The organism is Mucilaginibacter sp. Mucisp73 (assembly GCF_059491465.1).
Map to the genome: position 1 here is coordinate 878,736 of NZ_CP168507.1, position 19,204 is coordinate 897,939.

At 41.7% G+C, this 19,204-nt stretch carries 19 protein-coding genes and 1 tRNA gene; 9 read left to right on the forward strand and 11 right to left on the reverse strand.

Annotated elements, in window-relative coordinates; all coding sequences use genetic code 11:
* The first annotated feature begins 110 nt into the window (after positions 1 to 110).
* Positions 111 to 1,094 (forward strand): GlxA family transcriptional regulator, encoded by a 984-nt coding sequence (locus ACEN82_RS03960; protein ID WP_413317823.1) that lies wholly within the window; start codon positions 111 to 113, stop codon positions 1,092 to 1,094.
* 129 nt (positions 1,095 to 1,223) lie between these two features.
* Here the strand turns inward: ACEN82_RS03960 and ACEN82_RS03965 are convergent, their stop codons facing one another.
* Positions 1,224 to 2,270: a sterol desaturase family protein gene (locus ACEN82_RS03965; RefSeq protein WP_413317825.1), complete on the reverse strand. Its 1,047-nt coding sequence runs from the start codon at positions 2,268 to 2,270 to the stop codon at positions 1,224 to 1,226.
* A 392-nt stretch (positions 2,271 to 2,662) separates the two neighbouring features.
* Between ACEN82_RS03965 and ACEN82_RS03970 the strand changes: the two genes are divergently transcribed.
* A complete protein-coding gene (locus tag ACEN82_RS03970) occupies positions 2,663 to 2,962 on the forward strand; it encodes a chorismate mutase (RefSeq protein WP_413317827.1) in 300 nt (99 codons plus the stop codon).
* A gap of 278 nt (positions 2,963 to 3,240) precedes the next feature.
* The gene (locus tag ACEN82_RS03975) at positions 3,241 to 4,701 is read left to right on the forward strand and encodes a glycoside hydrolase family 30 protein (RefSeq protein WP_413317829.1); all 1,461 of its coding nucleotides are present in this window, start codon (positions 3,241 to 3,243) and stop codon (positions 4,699 to 4,701) included.
* Between the two features lie 53 nt (positions 4,702 to 4,754).
* On the opposite strand, the gene ACEN82_RS03980 is transcribed toward ACEN82_RS03975, so the two are convergent.
* Together ACEN82_RS03980 and purU are read right to left on the reverse strand one after the other, a co-directional pair.
* Positions 4,755 to 5,636 (reverse strand): endonuclease/exonuclease/phosphatase family protein, encoded by an 882-nt coding sequence (locus tag ACEN82_RS03980; protein WP_413317831.1) that lies wholly within the window; start codon positions 5,634 to 5,636, stop codon positions 4,755 to 4,757.
* Positions 5,637 to 5,871: 235 nt separating this feature from the next.
* Positions 5,872 to 6,696 carry a formyltetrahydrofolate deformylase gene (gene purU, locus ACEN82_RS03985; RefSeq protein WP_413317833.1) on the reverse strand — a complete coding sequence of 275 codons (825 nt, stop codon included), beginning with the start codon at positions 6,694 to 6,696 and terminating at the stop codon, positions 5,872 to 5,874.
* A 120-nt stretch (positions 6,697 to 6,816) separates the two neighbouring features.
* On the opposite strand from purU, the gene ACEN82_RS03990 reads away from it, so the two are divergent.
* Positions 6,817 to 7,239 carry a hypothetical protein gene (locus ACEN82_RS03990; RefSeq protein ID WP_413317835.1) on the forward strand — a complete coding sequence of 141 codons (423 nt, stop codon included), beginning with the start codon at positions 6,817 to 6,819 and terminating at the stop codon, positions 7,237 to 7,239.
* 149 nt (positions 7,240 to 7,388) lie between these two features.
* On the opposite strand, the gene ACEN82_RS03995 is transcribed toward ACEN82_RS03990, so the two are convergent.
* Complete coding sequence (locus ACEN82_RS03995; RefSeq protein WP_188833909.1) at positions 7,389 to 7,751, reverse strand: hypothetical protein; 363 nt, start codon at positions 7,749 to 7,751, stop codon at positions 7,389 to 7,391.
* Between the two features lie 21 nt (positions 7,752 to 7,772).
* On the reverse strand, positions 7,773 to 8,375 hold the full coding sequence (locus ACEN82_RS04000; RefSeq protein WP_413317837.1) for a DUF998 domain-containing protein: 603 nt from the start codon (positions 8,373 to 8,375) through the stop codon (positions 7,773 to 7,775).
* Between the two features lie 289 nt (positions 8,376 to 8,664).
* Here ACEN82_RS04000 and ACEN82_RS04005 point away from each other — a divergent pair, with 289 nt between their 5' ends.
* Positions 8,665 to 9,714, forward strand: coding sequence for a quinone-dependent dihydroorotate dehydrogenase (locus ACEN82_RS04005; RefSeq protein ID WP_413317839.1), 1,050 nt, complete (start codon positions 8,665 to 8,667; stop codon positions 9,712 to 9,714).
* A gap of 79 nt (positions 9,715 to 9,793) precedes the next feature.
* Here ACEN82_RS04005 and ACEN82_RS04010 read toward each other — a convergent pair whose 3' ends face one another.
* From ACEN82_RS04010 to ACEN82_RS04025, 4 genes are all read right to left on the reverse strand, one after another.
* Positions 9,794 to 10,546, reverse strand: a complete 753-nt coding sequence (locus ACEN82_RS04010; protein ID WP_413317841.1) for a hypothetical protein — start codon at positions 10,544 to 10,546, stop codon at positions 9,794 to 9,796.
* Positions 10,547 to 10,750: 204 nt separating this feature from the next.
* Positions 10,751 to 10,924, reverse strand: a complete 174-nt coding sequence (locus tag ACEN82_RS04015) for a spore protein (RefSeq protein ID WP_090527770.1) — start codon at positions 10,922 to 10,924, stop codon at positions 10,751 to 10,753.
* A gap of 30 nt (positions 10,925 to 10,954) precedes the next feature.
* Positions 10,955 to 11,025 (reverse strand) — tRNA-Cys (locus ACEN82_RS04020).
* A gap of 46 nt (positions 11,026 to 11,071) precedes the next feature.
* On the reverse strand, positions 11,072 to 11,821 hold the full coding sequence (locus tag ACEN82_RS04025) for a TrmH family RNA methyltransferase (RefSeq protein WP_413317844.1): 750 nt from the start codon (positions 11,819 to 11,821) through the stop codon (positions 11,072 to 11,074).
* On the opposite strand from ACEN82_RS04025, the gene tamL reads away from it, so the two are divergent.
* Positions 11,812 to 14,172, forward strand: a complete 2,361-nt coding sequence (gene tamL / locus ACEN82_RS04030; protein ID WP_413317846.1) for a translocation and assembly module lipoprotein TamL — start codon at positions 11,812 to 11,814, stop codon at positions 14,170 to 14,172. The two genes, ACEN82_RS04025 and tamL, sit on opposite strands and share 10 nt — an antisense overlap.
* A 147-nt stretch (positions 14,173 to 14,319) precedes the next feature.
* Here the strand turns inward: tamL and ACEN82_RS04035 are convergent, their stop codons facing one another.
* The gene (locus ACEN82_RS04035; protein ID WP_413317848.1) at positions 14,320 to 14,853 is read right to left on the reverse strand and encodes a hypothetical protein; all 534 of its coding nucleotides are present in this window, start codon (positions 14,851 to 14,853) and stop codon (positions 14,320 to 14,322) included.
* Positions 14,854 to 14,917: 64 nt separating this feature from the next.
* On the reverse strand, positions 14,918 to 15,415 hold the full coding sequence (locus ACEN82_RS04040; protein WP_413317850.1) for a TspO/MBR family protein: 498 nt from the start codon (positions 15,413 to 15,415) through the stop codon (positions 14,918 to 14,920).
* 158 nt (positions 15,416 to 15,573) lie between these two features.
* Here ACEN82_RS04040 and ACEN82_RS04045 point away from each other — a divergent pair, with 158 nt between their 5' ends.
* The 3 genes from ACEN82_RS04045 (at position 15,574) to abc-f (ending at position 19,003) form a co-directional block, all read left to right on the forward strand.
* Complete coding sequence (locus ACEN82_RS04045) at positions 15,574 to 15,933, forward strand: cupin domain-containing protein (protein ID WP_413317852.1); 360 nt, start codon at positions 15,574 to 15,576, stop codon at positions 15,931 to 15,933.
* Positions 15,934 to 16,056: 123 nt separating this feature from the next.
* A complete protein-coding gene (locus ACEN82_RS04050) occupies positions 16,057 to 16,830 on the forward strand; it encodes an SGNH/GDSL hydrolase family protein (RefSeq protein ID WP_413317854.1) in 774 nt (257 codons plus the stop codon).
* A 250-nt stretch (positions 16,831 to 17,080) separates the two neighbouring features.
* Entirely contained in the window at positions 17,081 to 19,003 is a 1,923-nt protein-coding gene (gene abc-f, locus ACEN82_RS04055) for a ribosomal protection-like ABC-F family protein (RefSeq protein ID WP_413317856.1), read from the forward strand.
* The last annotated feature ends 201 nt before the right edge of the window (positions 19,004 to 19,204 follow it).

The following is a 19,204-nucleotide window of genomic DNA, read 5'->3' on the forward strand; positions in this document are numbered from 1 at the left end:
AAACTGGTTAAGTGATAGCTTTTTACTAAAGATGAGCGTTTTTTTAAGGCTTATCGCATGTTTTCGTACCGGGGGCTTTTATATATTTGTAATAACCTGAATTATAACAAATGAAAGAAATAGCGCTGCTTATTCACGAAGACATTAATCTTTCAACCATATCGGGCGTATTGGATATGGTGAGGCATACTAACCGTTTTTTGGTAGAAAGCGGCAAAACCGAGGCCTTTAGTGTAATGCTTGTAGGCGAAAAAATAAACAATAACCTGCTTTATTTCCCTGCCCAGTTTACCGGTTTTAAAACCATTGATGAGATCAAAGATATTGACCTGGTAATAGCCCCTGCGTTTTATGGTCCGCCTGATTTGGTGATGCGTAAAAACAAAAATTTGATAGACTTTATAAGGAACATGTACAATAAAGGCGCAGAAGTAGCCAGCCTGTGTTTTGGTAGCTATTTTTTGGCCGAAGCCGGCGTGCTTGATGGTAAACCTTGTACAACCCATTGGGTAGCTGTTGATGATATGAAACGGCGTTACCCCAAAGTTGAAATTTTACCGGATATGGTAACCACCGACAAAGGGGGGACCTATACCAGCGGAGGGGCTTTTTCAAGCATGAACCTGGTGCTTTACCTGATTGAAAAATATTGCGGCAGGGACACCGGCATTTGGGCCAGCAAAATGTTTTCGCTGGATATTGACCGTACCAGCCAGGCACATTTTAAGGTGTTTGAAGGGCAGCACCAGCATGAAGACCAGGAAATAATGCGTTCGCAATTGTTTATCGAAAATAATTACCATTTGCCTATTTCGGTAGAAGAGATTGCCGGCCAAACCAATATGAGTAAGCGTAATTTCATCCGCCGCTTTAAAAGCGCCACGCAAAATACCCCGATGGAATACCTGCAAAAGGTAAAGATCGAATCGGTAAAAAAAGGACTGGAGAAAACTAATTTCAATATCAGTGAGCTGATGTACAAAGTTGGTTATAACGACTTGAAAACGTTCAGGAAGATATTTAAACGGATAACAGGATTAACCCCACAGGATTACAGGAGTAAATATTGCAGGAGGGCAGTGCTGGAGAATTAGGAGGGGATATTAACAGTAAACTTCTCCGGCGCGTCATTGCGAGGTACGAAGCAATCCCAGATTCGCAGAGCAGCTATGCAAGTTCCTCTGTACAGTTGGGGATTGCTTCGTACCTCGCAATTGACATTGTTATATTATATCTTGCGCTATTTCAGCTTTACTTTCTTTTACTTTATCAGTTTTTTCTTGTTCCTCAAGCGATTCAAAATAGGCCTTTTTAACAACCGTGGTCATTTTATGATCGCCGGTATGGCTCCAGCCGGGGGGCATTATAATGTACAGAAACTTGTTTTTAATACCGGGCGCCTTGCGTACATCTTTGGCCAGCGCTATAATCTCGCCAAAATAAGCATCTAAAAAGCTGTTTTTAATCATGGGGCGACTGATGCCATATTCAATAGGGATCTTGCGGTCTTCATTTTGGAAGGTGCCGAAAACTTTATCCCATATCGGTAACAGGTTACAGAAATTGGTATCCATATATAATGGATTACGCGCATGATGTACCCTGTGATGCGATGGTGTGAGCACGATTCTGTTCAGGAAGCCGAGTCGTCCATCTTCAATAAGGTTTTCACCGATATGGATCATCGATCCCCAAAAGCCATCCACAAACATGATCACAAACAACATAGGCGGGTTTACACCCAATAAAATACAAATGCTGGTGCGGATGAGATCGGCATAGGGTGCTTCAAGGAAAAAATGGGCGAAAGTAACCGAAAGGTTCATGCTTTCGGGCGCATGATGGGTTGAGTGGAGGCACCATAGGATTCTCACCTTATGCGCAAGGTAGTGATACCAAAAATGAGCAAATTCCCATACGATATAGCCGTAAATAAACCAGTACCAGGTAAACGTGGTTTTGAAAATAGCAAACCGCGAAAAGAAGCCGATACAAAACCCTACCATGGCAATGGAAAGTACGCTGCCTATAAAAGCATTTAGCACATATGTCCAAAAAGAAATCTTGTAGTGGATCACCTTGAATTTTTTATAGAAAGCCCCCCTGATGATCTCAAACACCAGCAATACAGGTAGCATAGGGCCTAACAAAGCCGTAATACCATCATAGGTAAGTAGTTTGCCATAATCGCCCGATTTGATGATGGTATACAATCCGCCGAGGCCAAAAAATCCTGTAATATGCTCGTATATCGTTTTTAAAAAATCCATATCGAAAATTAGGTTTACCGGTAAAATGTTTTATTCAAATTTAGGAAAATTAATTTGTATATATGTAGGTACATGCAAATTCTTTGAACGAGTATTAACATCACACATCACGGCTGACCTGCCTGTGCTCTTCGGTCCTTTTTATTATCACTGATAAATTAGCTTATTAAAAAAATGAAAAGAAATGAGGGAGCATCAAATAAAAAGGTAACGAGTGTAGTGATCAGAAGTGAGTAACTCTGCATCAATCCCGAAACAATCCATTAACAGCAAGGTTATTTCTATAAATTTGCCTCAAAAAATCGTCTGATATGAAATCATTTAACCGCGCTTTTATATTATTTTTAGTGTGTATGATCCGGTACAGTTTAGTTAACGCCCAATCAACACCTATGACCCAAACCTCTGCCAGCAATCCACTACAAAACAACCGGATCAAAATTGATTCCATCGATAAAAAATTGATAGCCTTACTGGGCGAACGCGAGAGGGTAGTAAAAGAGATAGGCATTTACAAAGCAAAAAACAATATACCGGCCCTCCAGGCCGATCGTTTTAAACAGGTACTGGAGAAAACTGTCGAAGCCGGAAAACAGGAAGGGCTCTCCGCCACATTCGTTACCGAACTTATGAACGCTATCCATAAAGAAAGCCTGCGCATTGAGGAAGAAATTAAGGCTCAAAAACAATAGCCGGTGTAAAAAATACACTATAATTTAAAATGCATTTTAGCGCATCAAATTTGTAAGCAATTTCTATACGAGTTATCGTTCAATGTATTTATTATCAATTAATTAAACTAAGATAAAATTTGGTATTAAGGCGTATCAATTTGCCCGTCACGACCTTTTGAGGTGATAATTTATATCGTGATTTTTGCTTTTTTTTAATTAAGTTTAATAAATTTGACAACTCCGGTTAGCCACAGTCCAGGCTTGTAACCAAGCCGGTAAGCCTATTAATTAAACTCATGCAAAAAAAGTATTTAATTGCCTGTTTGATCGCGGGCGGATTATTAAAGATTGGCTTTGTCAGGGCCCAGGGTAAAGCGCCTTATTCGGTAATGGGTAAATCGGTCAAGGTGATTGTCTCTGAGCAAAAGGCCGGGTATAAATTTAAAGAAACCGAAACCCTGAAGTTTGCAGATAAGCCTCAACCTGCAGAAACAGAGGTGGCAGTTTTTATTGATCCGGCCAAAACATTCCAAACGATGATAGGAATTGGTGGTGCGCTTACAGATGCGGCAGCCGAAACCTATGCTAAACTGCCAAAAGATAAACAGAAAGAATTTTTAACCGCTTACTATAATAAAGCCAAAGGCATTGGTTACTCCTTTGGTCGCACCAATATTCAAAGCTGTGATTTTTCGAGCGATAGCTACAGTTATGTAAAAGATGGTGATAAGGACTTAAAAACCTTCGATATCAGTCATGATAAAACCTACCGGATTCCTTTTATTAAAGCGGCCGCAGCGGCTGCGGGAGGTAAACTGACCATGTTTGTATCACCCTGGAGCCCTCCTGCTTTTATGAAAGATAATAACGATGTACTGCGTGGAGGTAAGCTCAAAAAGGAATTTGATCAAAGCTGGGCCAACTTTTACGTTAAGTTTATTAAAGCTTATGAAAAAGAAGGTGTCCCTATATGGGGCCTTTCGGTACAAAACGAACCGATGGCTAAGCAAACATGGGAATCATGCATGTATACTGCCGAAGAGGAGCGTGATTTTGTAAAGAACTTTTTGGGCCCAACCTTGCAAAAACAAGGCCTGGCCAATAAAAAACTGATAGTTTGGGACCATAACCGAGATTTGCTTTACCAACGCGCCAGCACTATCCTGGAAGATCCGGCAGCGGCCAAATACATCTGGGGTATCGGTTTCCATTGGTATGAAACCTGGACCGGGGCAGGCCAAAATTTTGAAGCTACCCGCCGTACCCATGAAGCATTCCCAGGCAAAAACTTGGTATTTACCGAAGGTTGTATCGAAAAATTTGATTTCAACAAGATCAATGACTGGTCGCTTGGCGAACGTTACGGCCTTTCAATGATCAATGACTTCAATGCCGGTACCGTTGCCTGGACCGACTGGAACGTATTGCTTGACGAAAACGGCGGGCCAAATCACGTAGGCAACTTTTGCTTTGCCCCGGTACATGCCGACCTGCGCAACGGAAGCCTCATCTACACCAGTTCATACTATTACATAGGCCATTTCTCTAAATATATTCACCCCGGTGCAAAACGCATTAGCGCGGTAGCCAGCAGGGATAAGCTGTTAACAACCGCTTACCAAAACCCCGATGGCTCAATTGCAGTGGTGGTAATGAACAAAACCGACGAAAAAATAGATTACAGCCTTTGGATAAAAGGAAAAGCGGCAGGCACTACTGCCCTGCCGCACTCAATTGCTACACTTATAGTGAAGTAATCTTTATAAAAATCTTTAGTTTAATCAATCAACTAAATCTCTGGTATGGTGGGTCATTTATGATCCACCATTATCATTACCGGGAAGTGGTCGCTGGGCTCCTTAGCCTCATATTTATCCGATCCTTTAGCCTTTGCCCTGTAGGTATCCGTTAAGATCCCGTATCTCTTTACCGTAAAATCTTTGGTTACAAAAATATGATCGATACGGCCGCTGGTTTTACCATTAGCATCGAAGTCATTAAAAGTACCATTGGTAGCATATTTTATGGGCGATAGCTCATAGCTATCCTTCAACGTCCCCGAGTTATTGATTACCGCGTAGCTGTCAGACGTTTGATCAACATTAAAATCGCCCGATAAAATAGCCGGCGAGTTGCCGCCTAACTCTTTCACTTTTTTCAATACCAGTTTTGCGCTCTCACGGCGGGCAACAACACCTATATGGTCCATATGCAGGTTAAAATAGTAAAACTTGTACCCGGTTTTTATCTCCTGGAAATATCCCCATGAGCAGATTCTTGGAAGTGCGGCATCCCAGCCTTTGTTGGGCTTGTTGGTGATCGGCGCCATCCAGAAATCGCCATGTTTCAACAGTTTAAATTTATCCTTTTTGTAAAAAATGGCCGAGAACTCGCCGGCAGTTTTACCATCATCACGGCCTATGCCGGTATAAGCGTACTGGGGCATGGCCTGTTTTAAACCATTAAGCTGGTGTACCAAGCCTTCCTGGGTGCCAAAAATATCCCAGTCATGAAAGCGGATGAGCTGTGTTATAACCGGCAGGCGTTGTTTCCAGCCATTACCTCGTACGGAATCATCGTTTGTGGCATTATCATTGCGCAAATTATACGTAGCAATAGTAAGCTGATGTTGGCCATAACTTGCTGAAACAGAAAGTATAGCCATAAATAACAAAGAAAGTAGTTTTTTCATAGTAGTATTTAGATAAGACGCCAACAGCACTTGAACAAAGTTAAAAGTAAATATTACGTTATAACATAAGTTATACACTGAAGAGTATTTAACCTGCGAAAACTTACGAGGGTTCAAAATTTTGTAAGCCAGGAGTAATTCTATTCAGAATTTAGAGAAACATGCAAGGAGGCCGGGAACAAGCTTAGCTTCGCATTGGCGGTATCGCTACTATCCCGAATATTGGTTGGTGTGTTTACTCAAACACTACCGTTTTGTTCTTGTAAACAAATACCCGGTCTTCAAAAACAAGCTTCAATGCTTTGGCTAATACGGCGGTTTCCACTTCCTGGCCGGCTTTTACCATGTCTGTCCAGCTATATGAGTGATTTACTGGAACAATTTGCTGGGCAATGATCGGCCCTTCATCCAATTCATTTGATACGTAGTGCGCTGTTGCCCCTATGAGTTTCACACCCCGTTCAAACGCCTGTTTATAGGGATTGGCACCTATAAACGCGGGTAAAAACGAGTGATGGATATTAATGATCTTCATCGGAAATTCAGCCACAAACAAGGGCGACAGGATCCGCATAAATTTAGCCAATACCACGTAATCAGGAGTATATTGTTTAATGGCACCGATCACCTGTTGTTCAAATTCAGCCTTGCTTACCTGTTCATGGCTGATATGATAAAAAGGAATGTCAAATCGCTCGCATATGTTTTGCAGCTTGGCGTGATTACCAATAACGCATTGCACACTTGCGCCCAGGGTATTAAAGTGGTTACGCACCAGGATATCGCTCAGGCAATGATACTCTTTGGTAGCCAGTACAACCACTTTCTTCACGGGCTCAGGATTTACTGAAATATAAGCCCCTTCGGGCAGTATCTTACGTAATGAATCTTCGAGGCCGGCGTCGTCGCCTTGTTCAACTTCCAGGCGCGTAAAAAAAACATTTTCGTTATGATCAACATGCTCACGCATGGAAACTATATTGAGCAGGTGTTTGGCTAATGTTGCAGATATGGCCGCCACAAGGCCCACTTTGTCTTTACACTGTATTACAATAATCATGGTTTAATGATACAAAGAATTTTGCTGAATATACAACAGGCATTTCCCTTTAAATTATTTTACAACTTATTGTAGCAAAGCCATGTGCTGTACCGTAAGGTATCTTATAAACCCACAATTATGAAAATTATCCTGTTAGCAGCATCCGTAATTTTATTAGGTAGTATAACCGCCTGCAATAAAGGCAACCTTCCCGGCCCGGGCAGCAGCAGTATAGTTGGAAAATGGCGCTGGGTAAAATCAGTTGGCGGTATTGGCGGCTTTACCGTTACGTCACAAAGCAGCGGCTACAATATTCGAAATGAATTTTATGCTGATAGCAGTTTCAAAAGGTTCCAAAACGACGTGCTGCAGATCAGCGGCAATTTCCGCACTACTCCAAACTATCAATATAGCCCAACAGAAAAGGCAGATATATTATTGATCTCCGGGCCTACGCTTGATACTCGCGCGGTTTCATACCTCATCAGGCACGATACGCTTTACCTGAACGAGATTTATATAGCCGACGGGTATAATGAGATATATGTGCGGATGAAATAATTGCCGTTACTCCCCCCGGCACCGCTATGCTCGTTACCTCCTCTCTAAATAAGCATAAAGAGAGGAGGTGTTTTTTACCCTCTTTGCAACGCAGAGAAGAACACCGGCGGGGTGAGTAAACTATAAACTACGCTCACCCTATATAATAGTTACTTAGCGTAATGCCCTATCTTCATCATATCCCGCACGGCACTCGCTAATGAAATCTTTTCGTTATTATCAAGTTCCTTTTTCTTTTCGCCGTCATTAAACTGATAGGTAATACGCCCGTTATAATCGCTTTCGGCACTTATTTCAAAGTCATTGTTTTTGTATTTTACCTTCCCATTGGGCGAGATCCTGCTGATGCCCGTGCTATCAGCGGTAAAATACACGTGCCCCCAGTATTCAATCCGTCTTTCTCTGCCATTGCCATTTTCAGAGATTACTGTATGTCTTCCACCTATGTGGCAGGCATCTAACAAGGCTATTAAACCTATGACAACCAATACATAACCTAATAATTTTTTCATGTTGTTGTTTTTTTAATGTGATTATTTTAATTGATGCTGCTCTTTGATATTGAGCAGTTTTATAAAGCAGGAGCCGAGCGATAAAAACCAAACCGACCAACCCAGGTGGGCCAATCTTTGAATAAGCCCGGTATAATTGTTTTGAATGGTAGCCGAAGGAATGAAGCGGATAAAGATGAGCAGCATAATACCCAGGCTTAATAGCGAAAGCTTCCTGATCTGTCTGAACTCCTCTCCCCGCCATAAAATAGCGGAAAGCAGCGCACCTGCGTAAAGCAGTAAAAACACCGGCCCGGATGCCGAATGCAGTGGGTTGCCTGCATGAAATATAGCCGCCCAGCCAAACATGATAGGGAAACCTATCACCCCGAACACCGGCAGGATATTAAGCCCCAACTGGCTGCACGCAATAAACAGGCCCGCCATAAAAAACACACTGAGCACTGTATTAAGCAGCGTAAATGTTTCCATCAGCGTTTCAGATTTTGTGCGGATAGCGCCCAACTCACTGATTGTATTGCTGAAATGATTGTAGTTGCCATGCACAAATCCACAAACAATGGTTGAAAGCCAAAATACAATGGGAATAATGATGCCGGTATAGAGTAGCGGTTTAGTGTCCATTTTAATAATATTCAACTTGTTTTTCTTTCGATTAAAACAAAGTTAATATTAAACATGGTACTATACAATACATAGTACTATATTTTTTGTTTTATTTTTTCAAGACTGTTTAATGGCTTCGCTAAAATGTGTTAGTTTAAAAATGGATTGACGAAAACCTGAATTGATTTAGATGCACTTCGCTCTTGTTAGGCAGGGAGGCAATACAGCATAGGATCACAGAGATGAAACAGATGCCGGTTATACCATACTTTTATTCACCATTACAAAAATGTGCTAACTTCGCGGCATGTATCAGTTGATAAAACCCATCCTGTTTAAGTTCGATCCGGAAAAAGTCCATTACTTTGTTACCCGCAACCTGAAGCGCTTTAATCGTTTTCCGGGTGGTGCATCGTTAAGTAAAGCGATGTGGGATGTAAAAGATCCGAAGCTTGAACGCGAGGTTTTTGGTCTGAAGTTCAGGAACCCGGTTGGCCTGGCTGCAGGTTTTGATAAAAACGCCGAAATGATGGGCGAAATGGCTAACCTCGGTTTTGGTTTTGTTGAGATTGGCACTGTTACACCGCTGCCGCAACCTGGTAACGAAAAGCCACGCATGTTCCGCCTGCCGGCAGATAGTGCGCTCATCAACCGCATGGGTTTCAATAATTTTGGTGTAGATATAGCTGCTGAACGAATCGCCACCTTCAGGCGCGATCCGAAAAATATCAACAAACAACTAATCATTGGCGGCAATATCGGTAAAAACAAGGTTACCCCTAACGAAGATGCTGTTAGCGACTACATTAAATGTTTTGACCGCCTGTTTGATGTAGTTGATTATTTTGTAGTAAACGTAAGTTCACCCAATACCCCGGGCTTGCGTGCCCTGCAGGAAAAGGGGCCTCTGATGGAAATCCTGAACACATTACAGCAACGCAATAGTAAACATGGTATCAGCAGACCTATCCTGCTAAAAATAGCGCCTGATTTAACTGATTCCCAACTGGACGATATTGTTGATATTGTGCAGCAAACAGGCATAGCCGGGGTAATTGCCACCAATACCACTATCAGCCGTGAAAACCTTTCATCTCCATCGAAATTAAAAGGAGAAACCGGCGGTTTGAGTGGTAAGCCACTTACCCAACACTCAACAGAAGTTATTGCTTATCTGCATAAAAAATCTAACGGATCATTCCCCATCATCGGAGTGGGGGGGATTCACTCTGCGGAGGAAGCCATTGAGAAGCTAAACGCGGGCGCTTCATTGGTACAATTGTATACCGGTTTTATCTATGAAGGGCCGGGGTTGATTGGCAGGATCAATAAAAAAATTCTGAAACATGATTCTTAGAATTTAAGGATTGCCGGAGTTTACATTTGAAGCGTGCCCGTCAGAACACGGGCTTGGAATATTTTTATATAACTGTAATCTATAATTGTTTCCCATCTTTTGTGATATAAACGCTGGACAGGTTCTCCCAATTGCTTTTGATCTTATTGTATAGATCAATGCTTACCGAACTGCTGATGTATACCGCATTTACCCTGTTCGGATCTTTGTAAGCATTTTCTAATTGCTGAATGGTTATACCAGCTAATACCTTGTTCAACTCAAAATTAAAAACCATGTTGTAAGTTGAGCTTTTTTCGACAACTACATTATTAACATTAAGGTTAACATTAAATAAATCCGAATTTCCGATATACAAAGAAGTAAGGATGCCTTTGGAATTGGTAAAGGTTCCGTTTAACTCAAAGGTAAGGTCCGAATGCTGGGATTTTCTCATCAGTAATCTTGATTTAACGTCTTTATAGGAGCCTACCGGCAGTTGAATATCACCAACATAAGGATTGGATGAGAGCATATCGACCTTTTTTTGAACGGTAATTGTTGAATCTACAGTGCCATTTCCCAGGGATCCGTTAAAGCTAATCTGGTCAATAAAAATAGTAGCTGAATTCCACGTAACTGCGGGGCTAATAGCAGATGAGTCCACAGTAGCATTCAATTTTAGGAACTTACTTTCCAATGAGGATTTTACTCCATTAATTGTTTTAGCCTGGGCAAAATAAGAAATTTTGGTTGATCCTGTTTGTGTGGATTTATAGGAGTTTTTATCTTTTTGACATGAGATAGTCAGTGCAGAAGCGGCAATTATAATAGTATATAAGTACTTTTTCATTATGCGATAAGTTAAGTAGGGTTAAAGATAAAAAGCTTTTTGGATGTTTTATACAGATGATAAAAATTGAACATTATGATTAGAAATATGCAATGTCCTGTCTCTATACTCGCGTTGTAATTAGATTGCAAAATCATAATACAAAAAAAGTCCCGCCGGAAACCGGCAGGACTTTAAATTTTTTTCTTCCGAAGAAAGAGAGAATTATTTGCCTAATGCGATATCTAAAGCTGCATTGTTTTTAGCTATCTGGCTGTGTTTTGATTCAGCAGAACGGCTTCCGTATTCAAGGTTAGTAGCCAGTTTCAAGAACTGTACTTCTAAGCGTGAAAAAGTTTTATTTCTCCTGTCTTTTCTTTTTAAACGAGTAACGCCCATTGTCTTTTATTTTAAATTTTTTTAACCCTGAGGTCGGAAGCGGATTCGAACCGCTGTAAAAGGTTTTGCAGACCTCTGCCTAGCCACTCGGCCATCCGACCCTTTTTTAAGGACTGCAAAGATAGTAATTATTTTTAGCGGGCAAATTTATTTGAACGAATTTCTTTTTATTTCTGAACATAATATGGCCGTAGCTATCGCTACATTCAATGATTCGGCATAGCCTATCCGGGGTATAGTTACTGTTTTATCTATTAACTGCTGTATTTCAGGGCGTAAGCCATTACCCTCGTTGCCCATAGCCAGTAAACCCTCATGGCCTAAATTAGTGCTATAGATATTTTCGCCATCGAGCATAGCGCCAAATAAAGGAAGCTTTATTTCGGGGATGATAGTTATTAAATCGCCGTAATGCACATTTACCCGTGCTAATGAGCCCATGGTAGCCTGCACCACTTTGGGGTTATAAACATCAACGGTATCATCTGAGCAAATAATATCGGTAATGCCAAACCAGTCGGCCGTGCGGATAATGGTGCCCATATTGCCGGGGTCCTGCACCCCGTCAAGCACCAGCGAGAACTTGTTTTTCAGTAAGTTATAATTTAATTCGGGCCATTTTGGTATTTTAATCAAACCAATTACCTCTTGCGGGGTTTTCAAACTGCTGATCTTTTCCAGATCGGTCAATGAAATTTCCTGAAAATTTATTTTTCGGGATAAATTCATCATTTTTGGAGCAATTTCAGATGTATGGTATATAGCATCAACCTGGTATGCCGCGTTTACAAATTCAACAACTGATTTGTAACCCTCAACCAAAAACAAGCCATGCTCTTTACGGAATTTTTTATGTTGTAAGGATTTTAATAAACTGATCTGTGATTTTGAAAGCATATACTAAGCCTGCTGTTTACCGCCTTACAATATTAAGTATTTTACTGGTTATTATCGGTTCGGGCTGCAGCATTACCCGTGGCATCCGCAAAGACCAGGCACTGGTACGCAAAATTACTATAAAAGGTATTGATGAGCAATTTGCCGAGACCGCTATAAATTATGTGGATAAGGAGCAACAACCCAATAACTGGCTCAATTTGCAGCTGTACTATACTTTTAGCAATAAGGGGAAGAAAAATATAGGCGAGGCTCCCGTTGTTGTCGATAGTAACCTGATCGAGTACTCTCGTGTACAGATGGAAAAATACATCCGGAGCCGTGGTTACCTGAAAGCGAAGGTTACCGACAGTGTGGTGATAAAAAAGCAAAAGGCTGAATTGATTTTTACTGCTGATGAAGGCCCTATGTTTCGCATCCGCAAATTTACTGATAGTATTGCCGATAATAATATTAAGGCGTTGTATAGTGGTAACCGTAACAGGATATCACACATACAGCCGGGTGGCAGGTTTGACACCGATAGCTTAGCTTACGACCGCGACCAGCTCTATTTGCTGATGAAGCATAATGGCTACTACGACTTTTACAGGCAGTACATCAATTTTACCTATGATTCTACCTTTAACAACAGTGTGGTTGATGTAAAAATGATCATTGACAACCCGGCGGGGAAAACACAGCACCCGGTTTATACTATCAACAATACATTAATTACGATATCAAACAGCCAGGGGCGTACGCCGGGTAAAGTTGATACGATACAAGTTGATTCACAATTCAGGTTTGTTGACTACTCAAAAAGGTTTAAACCAAGGGTAGTAACCGAGTATGTTTTTCAGAAAAAAGGCGAAATATACGATATTGATAAGCAAACACGCACCACCACGCGCTTATCCGAATTAAATGTTTTCAGAAATGTGCCCAACCCCGTTTACGAAAAACTGAAAGATAGCTCTAACAGGCTTAATACCCGGATAGATATCGTGCCGCTTAAACGGATGAGTGACCGTGTAGAAGGTGAGGTGCTTTTTAGCGGCGGTCGTTTTGGTTATAACGTGGGCAATACTTTTACCGACAGGAATTTATTTAAACAGGCCGCTATATTGCAGCTGAAAGTTAACTGGAGTATCCTTTTTGATAACGGCAACAATGTGGGCAACGATCACAGTAGTATCCAAAACCAGGAGTTTAGGGTAGGAGCACAGCTTGTCTATCCGCGGCTATTGCTTCCGTTCAAATTTCCATTTCTTGGTAAATTTGCGGTTCCGCACACTACTTTTTCATCAAACTATTCATTGTTTTACCAAAAAGATTTGGTTAAGCGCGAAAGTTTTATCAATTCCATTACTTACGACTTTTTTGATACGCCGTATAAAACACATACTATTACGCCTATTAACATTGAGTTTTCGAGAGGTATAATTGATCCGGCTGCAAGGGCGGCGCTGCTTGCTCAAAACAGGTACTCCTATGTTTATTTAATCGGGCGTACGGTTTTTACATCCGGTAGTCAATACACTTACCAGGTTAATGCCATAAAGCTTAATGGATATGAAAATTTCACCTATTTCCGCAGCAGCTTAGATATTGGCGGAAATTTCCTTAACCTGGTAAGTAATCTTACCAATGCACCTAAAGATACTCTTGGACAACACAAGCTTTTTGGATATACTTTTGCGCAGTATACCAAGGTTGAGCTTGATACGCGCATCTACCGAAACTTTGGCGGCGAAAAACAATTTGTTTTCCGCATAAACCCGGGTATAGGCATCCCTTACGGTAATAGCAATCAGCTTATTTTTGAAAAGAATTTTTATGCAGGTGGAGCCAATGATATCAGGGCCTGGTTGCCGCGCACATTAGGCCCGGGACAATTTAACCGGGGCACATATTATGGCACTGATGTTAATAACCGGGCACGCCTGAAATATCTTGATCAGTTTGGCGAGATTAAATTTATCACCAATGCCGAGTACCGGTACCTGTTGGCCAATAACTTTTTTGGTGCAAAACTTAAAGGTGCATTTTTTGTCGATGCCGGCAACGTATGGCGTTTGCACAACGAGCCCGATAACCCCAACGGTCAGTTTAAATTAAACAACTTTTTAAGCTCAACGGCTGTAGGTATAGGTACAGGGTTGAGGTTTGATTTAAGTTTCTTCGTTTTTAGGCTTGATGCCGCCTTTAAGCTTAAAGACCCTCAATTTAGCGGAGCTAACCAATGGGTGCTGATTAACCATGCCGGCGAACTGTTTAGCAGAGGTTCATTCAAACAGGCTTACAAAGCAGCCAACGGAGAAGATTACAACTTTATGCAGTTGAACTTTGGTATTGGATTACCTTTTTAAGATTTTTAGGTAAAAGGATAAAGGTGAATGGCAAAAGGTAGCTGCAGCTTTACGTTTGCATCTGTTTTAAACCTTTTACTTTTCGTTTTGCTTTCACCTCTCCCTAAAAAACCTTTAACCTTTCGCCTTTGACCTTTTACCTTCCTTCTAAAACATATTCTTCAGCCCGTCGATAATGCTTTCAAAGAAGGTTGGAATGCTTAATCCATTGTGATAATTGAAGTATAGAAATACACAGAAGATCACTAACGCAATAATGATGAACCGCTTAAACATATAGGCCAGCAACACCAGTAACAGCGGGATAGCTATCAGTAATACCCAGCTGATATGGAACGGACTTAGTTTACTATCATGCTTGTAAATGTAGTATAGTATGGCATGTGTGCCGGAATCGTTCATGTGTTTGGCGTACAGGAAGGTTGAACGATCAAGCTTGTGTCGATAAAAAGCCGTGCCTTTGTCAAACTTAAGTTCTTCGGTAAAACCGTTCATTACAAAGGTGAAAACGCCGTTTACATTTTCCTGTATCACCCCTGCTGTATCGGTGGCAACTACGGCTACCTCATCAACCGCAAAGGGGTTTTCTTTAATTACAAAATGGTTGATAGCAGTTTTATCGGCAAACGCAAAGCTGTGTGCTGCTGTAATAAGGCAAAAAATAAGTAAAAGTTTTTTCATGGTTTGATAGAAAGCTCTTTTCGGTGCTGTAATTATCTGCAATAAAAATAGCGTTTTTTATGAGCTATCGGTTAAGGAAATAAATACTCATGTTAAGTACGCTGGCAAAGCTTACCCATAATAAATAGGGGACAAGCAACCACGAAGCAGTACGGCTAAATTTATTAAACCAGTTAATATTTACTATAATACTAAGCCACAGTAAAATGATTACAACCGCAGCTGAGGCTATTTGATGCATGCCAAAGAATACTATCGACCACGAAAAATTTAAAATAAGCTGAATAAAGTATACCGAACGGGCAATAATGTAAACCGGCTTACGGCTGCGGTTTTTCCAAACAAGATAAGCGGCGGTTGCTATCATAATATAAATTACAGTCCATACCGGCGCAAACAGCCAGGGAGGCGGATTAAATGAAGGTTTTTTGAGCGTGCTATACCAGCCGGCAATTTCGGGCCGGGTTACCAGTGAGGCAACAAAGCCAATAAATAATACAATCAGCAAACTGACGAGGTATGCGAAAAATTGAAAACGTTTGGTTGATACAGCTACGGGCATAATGTTATTTGAACCGTTAAAAGAAGCGTAAGTTTTATTGCGAACGAATAATCTTTAAAACTAAATAAAATGAACATAACCATTAGCTAAAGCAACCGTTTTGCAATAAATACACAACGGTTAGGTGGTATTAACAGTTAAATGTTAGTTTAGCCCATATGATAAAAGCCTACAGGTTGTATACCGGCGATGACGGTCACTCGTATATAGAAAAAGGAATGGTTGAATTAGGTCCGCTTAATGAAGCATTGGCCATCAGGTTTCAGGAATCGGAACCGCATGCGTTTTATGATTATCATAATGCCCCAACTAATCAGTATGTAATAACCCTTATGGGTACCTTGGAATTTGAAACCTATCCCGGCGAAAAATTTATACTTAAGCCTGGCGAAATCCTGATAGCCCAGGATACCACAGGAACTGCACACAAATGGCGGCTGATGGATGATGAGCCCTGGAAACGGGTGTATGTTAGCTTTGATCCGGAAAAACCGATAAATTTTGTGGCTGATAAATAAGAACTGTTGCTACAATTGTGGAGGTACGTAATATTCCTTTTACAAATACTGGTACAAAACCCGACAAAATTTTAATAGTTATAGCAAATCAGTATTTTCGGCAAATACCCTTATAATCCTCAAATGAAAGATACCAAACAAAACTACCGTCGTCATTTTTTAAAAACCACCGCTGTAGGCACGCTTGCGGCTATGGGCGTACCTTCAATTGTTTCATCGGCTTTAGCTGCCGAAAGACCTGCAAAAAAGCTAACCTTTAACCAGGGCGATGTAGTGCTTTTTCAGGGCGACTCCATTACCGACTGGGGGCGTGACCATAGCAAAACCGAACCCAATACTAGCAGCGCTTTAGGCTCGGGCTATGCTTTGTTAACTGCTTCACAATTGCTGCTTAAACACGCTGATAAAGGTTTAAAAATCTACAATAAAGGTATCAGCGGTAATAAAGTATATCAGCTTGCCGAGCGCTGGGATACCGATTGTCTTGCCCTTAAACCAAACATATTAAGTATTCACATAGGCGTGAATGACTTTTGGCATACCCTTACCAGTGGTTACAAAGGCACAATAGATACTTATATCGCCGATTACAGGGCGTTGCTTACCCGTACCAAACAAGCCCTGCCCGATATTAAACTGGTGATCTGCGAGCCCTTCGCCGAAAAAAAAGTGAAGGCCGTTGATGATAAATGGTACCCTATATTTGATACCTTCCGTAAAGCTGCTAAAGATATTGCTGCAGAGTTTGATGCGGTATTTGTGCCTTACCAATCGGCATTTGATAAAGCCGAGCAAACAGCACCGGCAACTTACTGGAACCTTGATGGCGTACACCCCAGCGTAGCCGGCGAAGCCCTCATGGCCCAAACATGGTTGAAAGCTGTTGGGGCTCTTTAGAAGGTAAAAGGATAAAGGTGAAAGGCAAAGGTAGCTGCGGCTTTGCAAATAAAAGGTAAAAGGCTAAAGGTGAAAGGCAAAAGGTAGCTGCAGTTTTGCATGCTTCTTGGTGTATCTTTGGCCTTTCTATTTATCGCATTTTAAAAGCCTTTCGCCTTTTACCTTTCTGCTTTCACCTCCTCCTAAAGAACCTTTCGCCTTTAACCTTTCACCTTTCGCCTTAAAACAAAAAGCGTATCTTTGCGCGTAAATGATTGCTATAAATAACCTTACGTTCGAGATTGGTGCGCGGGCCCTTTATGATGAAGCCAACTGGCATATTAAACCCGGTGAAAAAATTGGTTTAATTGGTGCCAACGGTACAGGTAAAACTACCCTTTTAAAAATTATTGTAGGCGACTATAAGCCTACTTCCGGAACGGTATCAATGGCTAAGGACCTTACTATGGGTTACCTTAACCAGGATCTGCTTTCATATTCATCTGATAAAAACATCGTACATGTGGCCATGGAAGCCTTCGAGCGCCAAAACCAGCTGCACGACGAGATCGAGAACCTGCTTAAAAAGCTGGAAACGGATTATAGCGAAGACCTTTTAAATAAACTGAGCGACAAGCAGCACGAGTTTGAATTGCTCGATGGTTACAATATCGAATATAAAGCACATGAGATTTTAGCCGGTTTGGGCTTTAGCGATGAGGATTGCAAGCGTAAGTTGAGCACCTTTTCGGGCGGTTGGCGGATGCGTGTTATGCTGGCCAAGATTCTGTTGCAGGCACCCGATATCCTTTTGCTGGATGAGCCTACCAACCACCTTGACTTACCATCTATCCAATGGCTGGAAGACTACCTGAAATCATTCCCCGGCGCCATCATTATCGTGTCGCACGATAGGTGGTTCCTGGATAAAGTGATCAACCGTACCGTTGAATCGCGCAAAGGCAAGCTTACCGTTTACGCGGGCAACTACTCTTTCTATCTCGAAGAAAAGGCCCTGCGCGAAGAAATTCAGCGCGGTGAGTTTAAAAACCAGCAATCAAAAATTAAACAGGAAGAGCGTTTGATCGAGCGTTTCCGTGCTAAGGCTTCTAAAGCTAAAATGGCGCAATCCCGCATCAAAATGCTGGATAGGATGGAGCGTATTGACGATGTGGATGACGATAATCCATCCGTTAACTTCGCTTTCCGTTTCAGCAAGCAATCGGGCAGGCACGTGATCACTTTAGAGGATATCACCAAAAAATACCCTGCTATCGATATTCTTGACCACGCCGAAGCTGTAATTGAAAAAGGTGATAAAATTGCCCTCATCGGTGCCAACGGTAAAGGTAAATCAACGCTGTTGCGTATCATCGCATCGGCCGATAAGGATTATACAGGTACGGTAACTACCGGTCATAACGTAACTACTACTTTTTTTGCACAGCACCAGCTGGAGTCCCTGCACCTCGAAAACCAGATCCTGCAGGAGCTGCAATCATTCGCCCCAAAACATACTGATACCGAGTTGCGTACCATTTTAGGTTCGTTTTTGTTTACCGGCGATGATGTGTTCAAGAAGATCAAGGTATTATCTGGGGGTGAAAAATCGCGTGTGGCTTTAGCTAAGGCACTTACCGCCGATGCCAACTTCCTGGTACTGGATGAGCCTACCAACCACCTGGATATGCAGTCGGTTAATATCCTGATCCAGGCGCTTGACCAGTACGAGGGTACTTTCATTGTGGTATCGCACGACAGGTATTTCCTTGATAACGTAGCCAACAAGATCTGGTTTATAGAAGATCAAAAGATTAAAATTTATCCGGGTACTTATGCCGAATTTGACGAATGGTATGCCAAACGTAAACTGGAACCCAAAGCAGCTGCACCTGCACCTCAGCCTAAAAAAGAAGAGAAAAAGCCCGAGCCGGCTAAACAGCCGCAAGGCGAAAACAAGCATCAGCAGCTTAAAAAACTAAATCAGGACCTGGCTAAAATGGAACAACAAATTGCCGACCTTGAAAAAGAGGTAAAGCAGTTTGAAACCCAGCTGACCGACGAGAAAATATACAGCGATAACGCCAAGTTAAAGCAAACCAACGCTACTTACAGCGCCAAACAAACCGAGCTGAAACAAATGCAGGACAAGTGGGAAGCCCTAGCCGAGCAGATTTTGGAGTTGGAATCGTAAACCCCACCCAACCCTCCCCGAAAGGGAGAGGGCTTTGATGAGCGTGTGGAGTAAACTGTTATTGTGAATTAACGTCCCATCAATTAACGTCCCATCAGGGTCTCTCGAAGAGGGCCCTGATGAACACGAAAGTCGCTATTGCGTTGTAATAGCGACTATAAACCTAAATTAATAAATGACCAATCAATACCGTAGCCTTGT

Coding starts and splice junctions, on each gene's coding strand:
- ACEN82_RS03990 (WP_413317835.1), top strand. CDS start 6,817: ATGAAAATTATCCTGTTAGCAGCATCCGTAATTTTATTAGGTAGTATA.
- ACEN82_RS03980 (WP_413317831.1), bottom strand. CDS start 5,636: ATGAAAAAACTACTTTCTTTGTTATTTATGGCTATACTTTCTGTTTCA.
- ACEN82_RS03960 (WP_413317823.1), top strand. CDS start 111: ATGAAAGAAATAGCGCTGCTTATTCACGAAGACATTAATCTTTCAACC.
- ACEN82_RS03975 (WP_413317829.1), top strand. CDS start 3,241: ATGCAAAAAAAGTATTTAATTGCCTGTTTGATCGCGGGCGGATTATTA.
- ACEN82_RS04040 (WP_413317850.1), bottom strand. CDS start 15,415: ATGCCCGTAGCTGTATCAACCAAACGTTTTCAATTTTTCGCATACCTC.
- ACEN82_RS03965 (WP_413317825.1), bottom strand. CDS start 2,270: ATGGATTTTTTAAAAACGATATACGAGCATATTACAGGATTTTTTGGC.
- ACEN82_RS04025 (WP_413317844.1), bottom strand. CDS start 11,821: ATGCTTTCAAAATCACAGATCAGTTTATTAAAATCCTTACAACATAAA.
- ACEN82_RS04045 (WP_413317852.1), top strand. CDS start 15,574: ATGATAAAAGCCTACAGGTTGTATACCGGCGATGACGGTCACTCGTAT.
- ACEN82_RS04000 (WP_413317837.1), bottom strand. CDS start 8,375: ATGGACACTAAACCGCTACTCTATACCGGCATCATTATTCCCATTGTA.
- ACEN82_RS04050 (WP_413317854.1), top strand. CDS start 16,057: ATGAAAGATACCAAACAAAACTACCGTCGTCATTTTTTAAAAACCACC.
- ACEN82_RS03995 (WP_188833909.1), bottom strand. CDS start 7,751: ATGAAAAAATTATTAGGTTATGTATTGGTTGTCATAGGTTTAATAGCC.
- ACEN82_RS04015 (WP_090527770.1), bottom strand. CDS start 10,924: ATGGGCGTTACTCGTTTAAAAAGAAAAGACAGGAGAAATAAAACTTTT.
- ACEN82_RS04005 (WP_413317839.1), top strand. CDS start 8,665: ATGTATCAGTTGATAAAACCCATCCTGTTTAAGTTCGATCCGGAAAAA.
- purU (WP_413317833.1), bottom strand. CDS start 6,696: ATGATTATTGTAATACAGTGTAAAGACAAAGTGGGCCTTGTGGCGGCC.
- abc-f (WP_413317856.1), top strand. CDS start 17,081: ATGATTGCTATAAATAACCTTACGTTCGAGATTGGTGCGCGGGCCCTT.
- ACEN82_RS04035 (WP_413317848.1), bottom strand. CDS start 14,853: ATGAAAAAACTTTTACTTATTTTTTGCCTTATTACAGCAGCACACAGC.
- ACEN82_RS03970 (WP_413317827.1), top strand. CDS start 2,663: ATGACCCAAACCTCTGCCAGCAATCCACTACAAAACAACCGGATCAAA.
- ACEN82_RS04010 (WP_413317841.1), bottom strand. CDS start 10,546: ATGAAAAAGTACTTATATACTATTATAATTGCCGCTTCTGCACTGACT.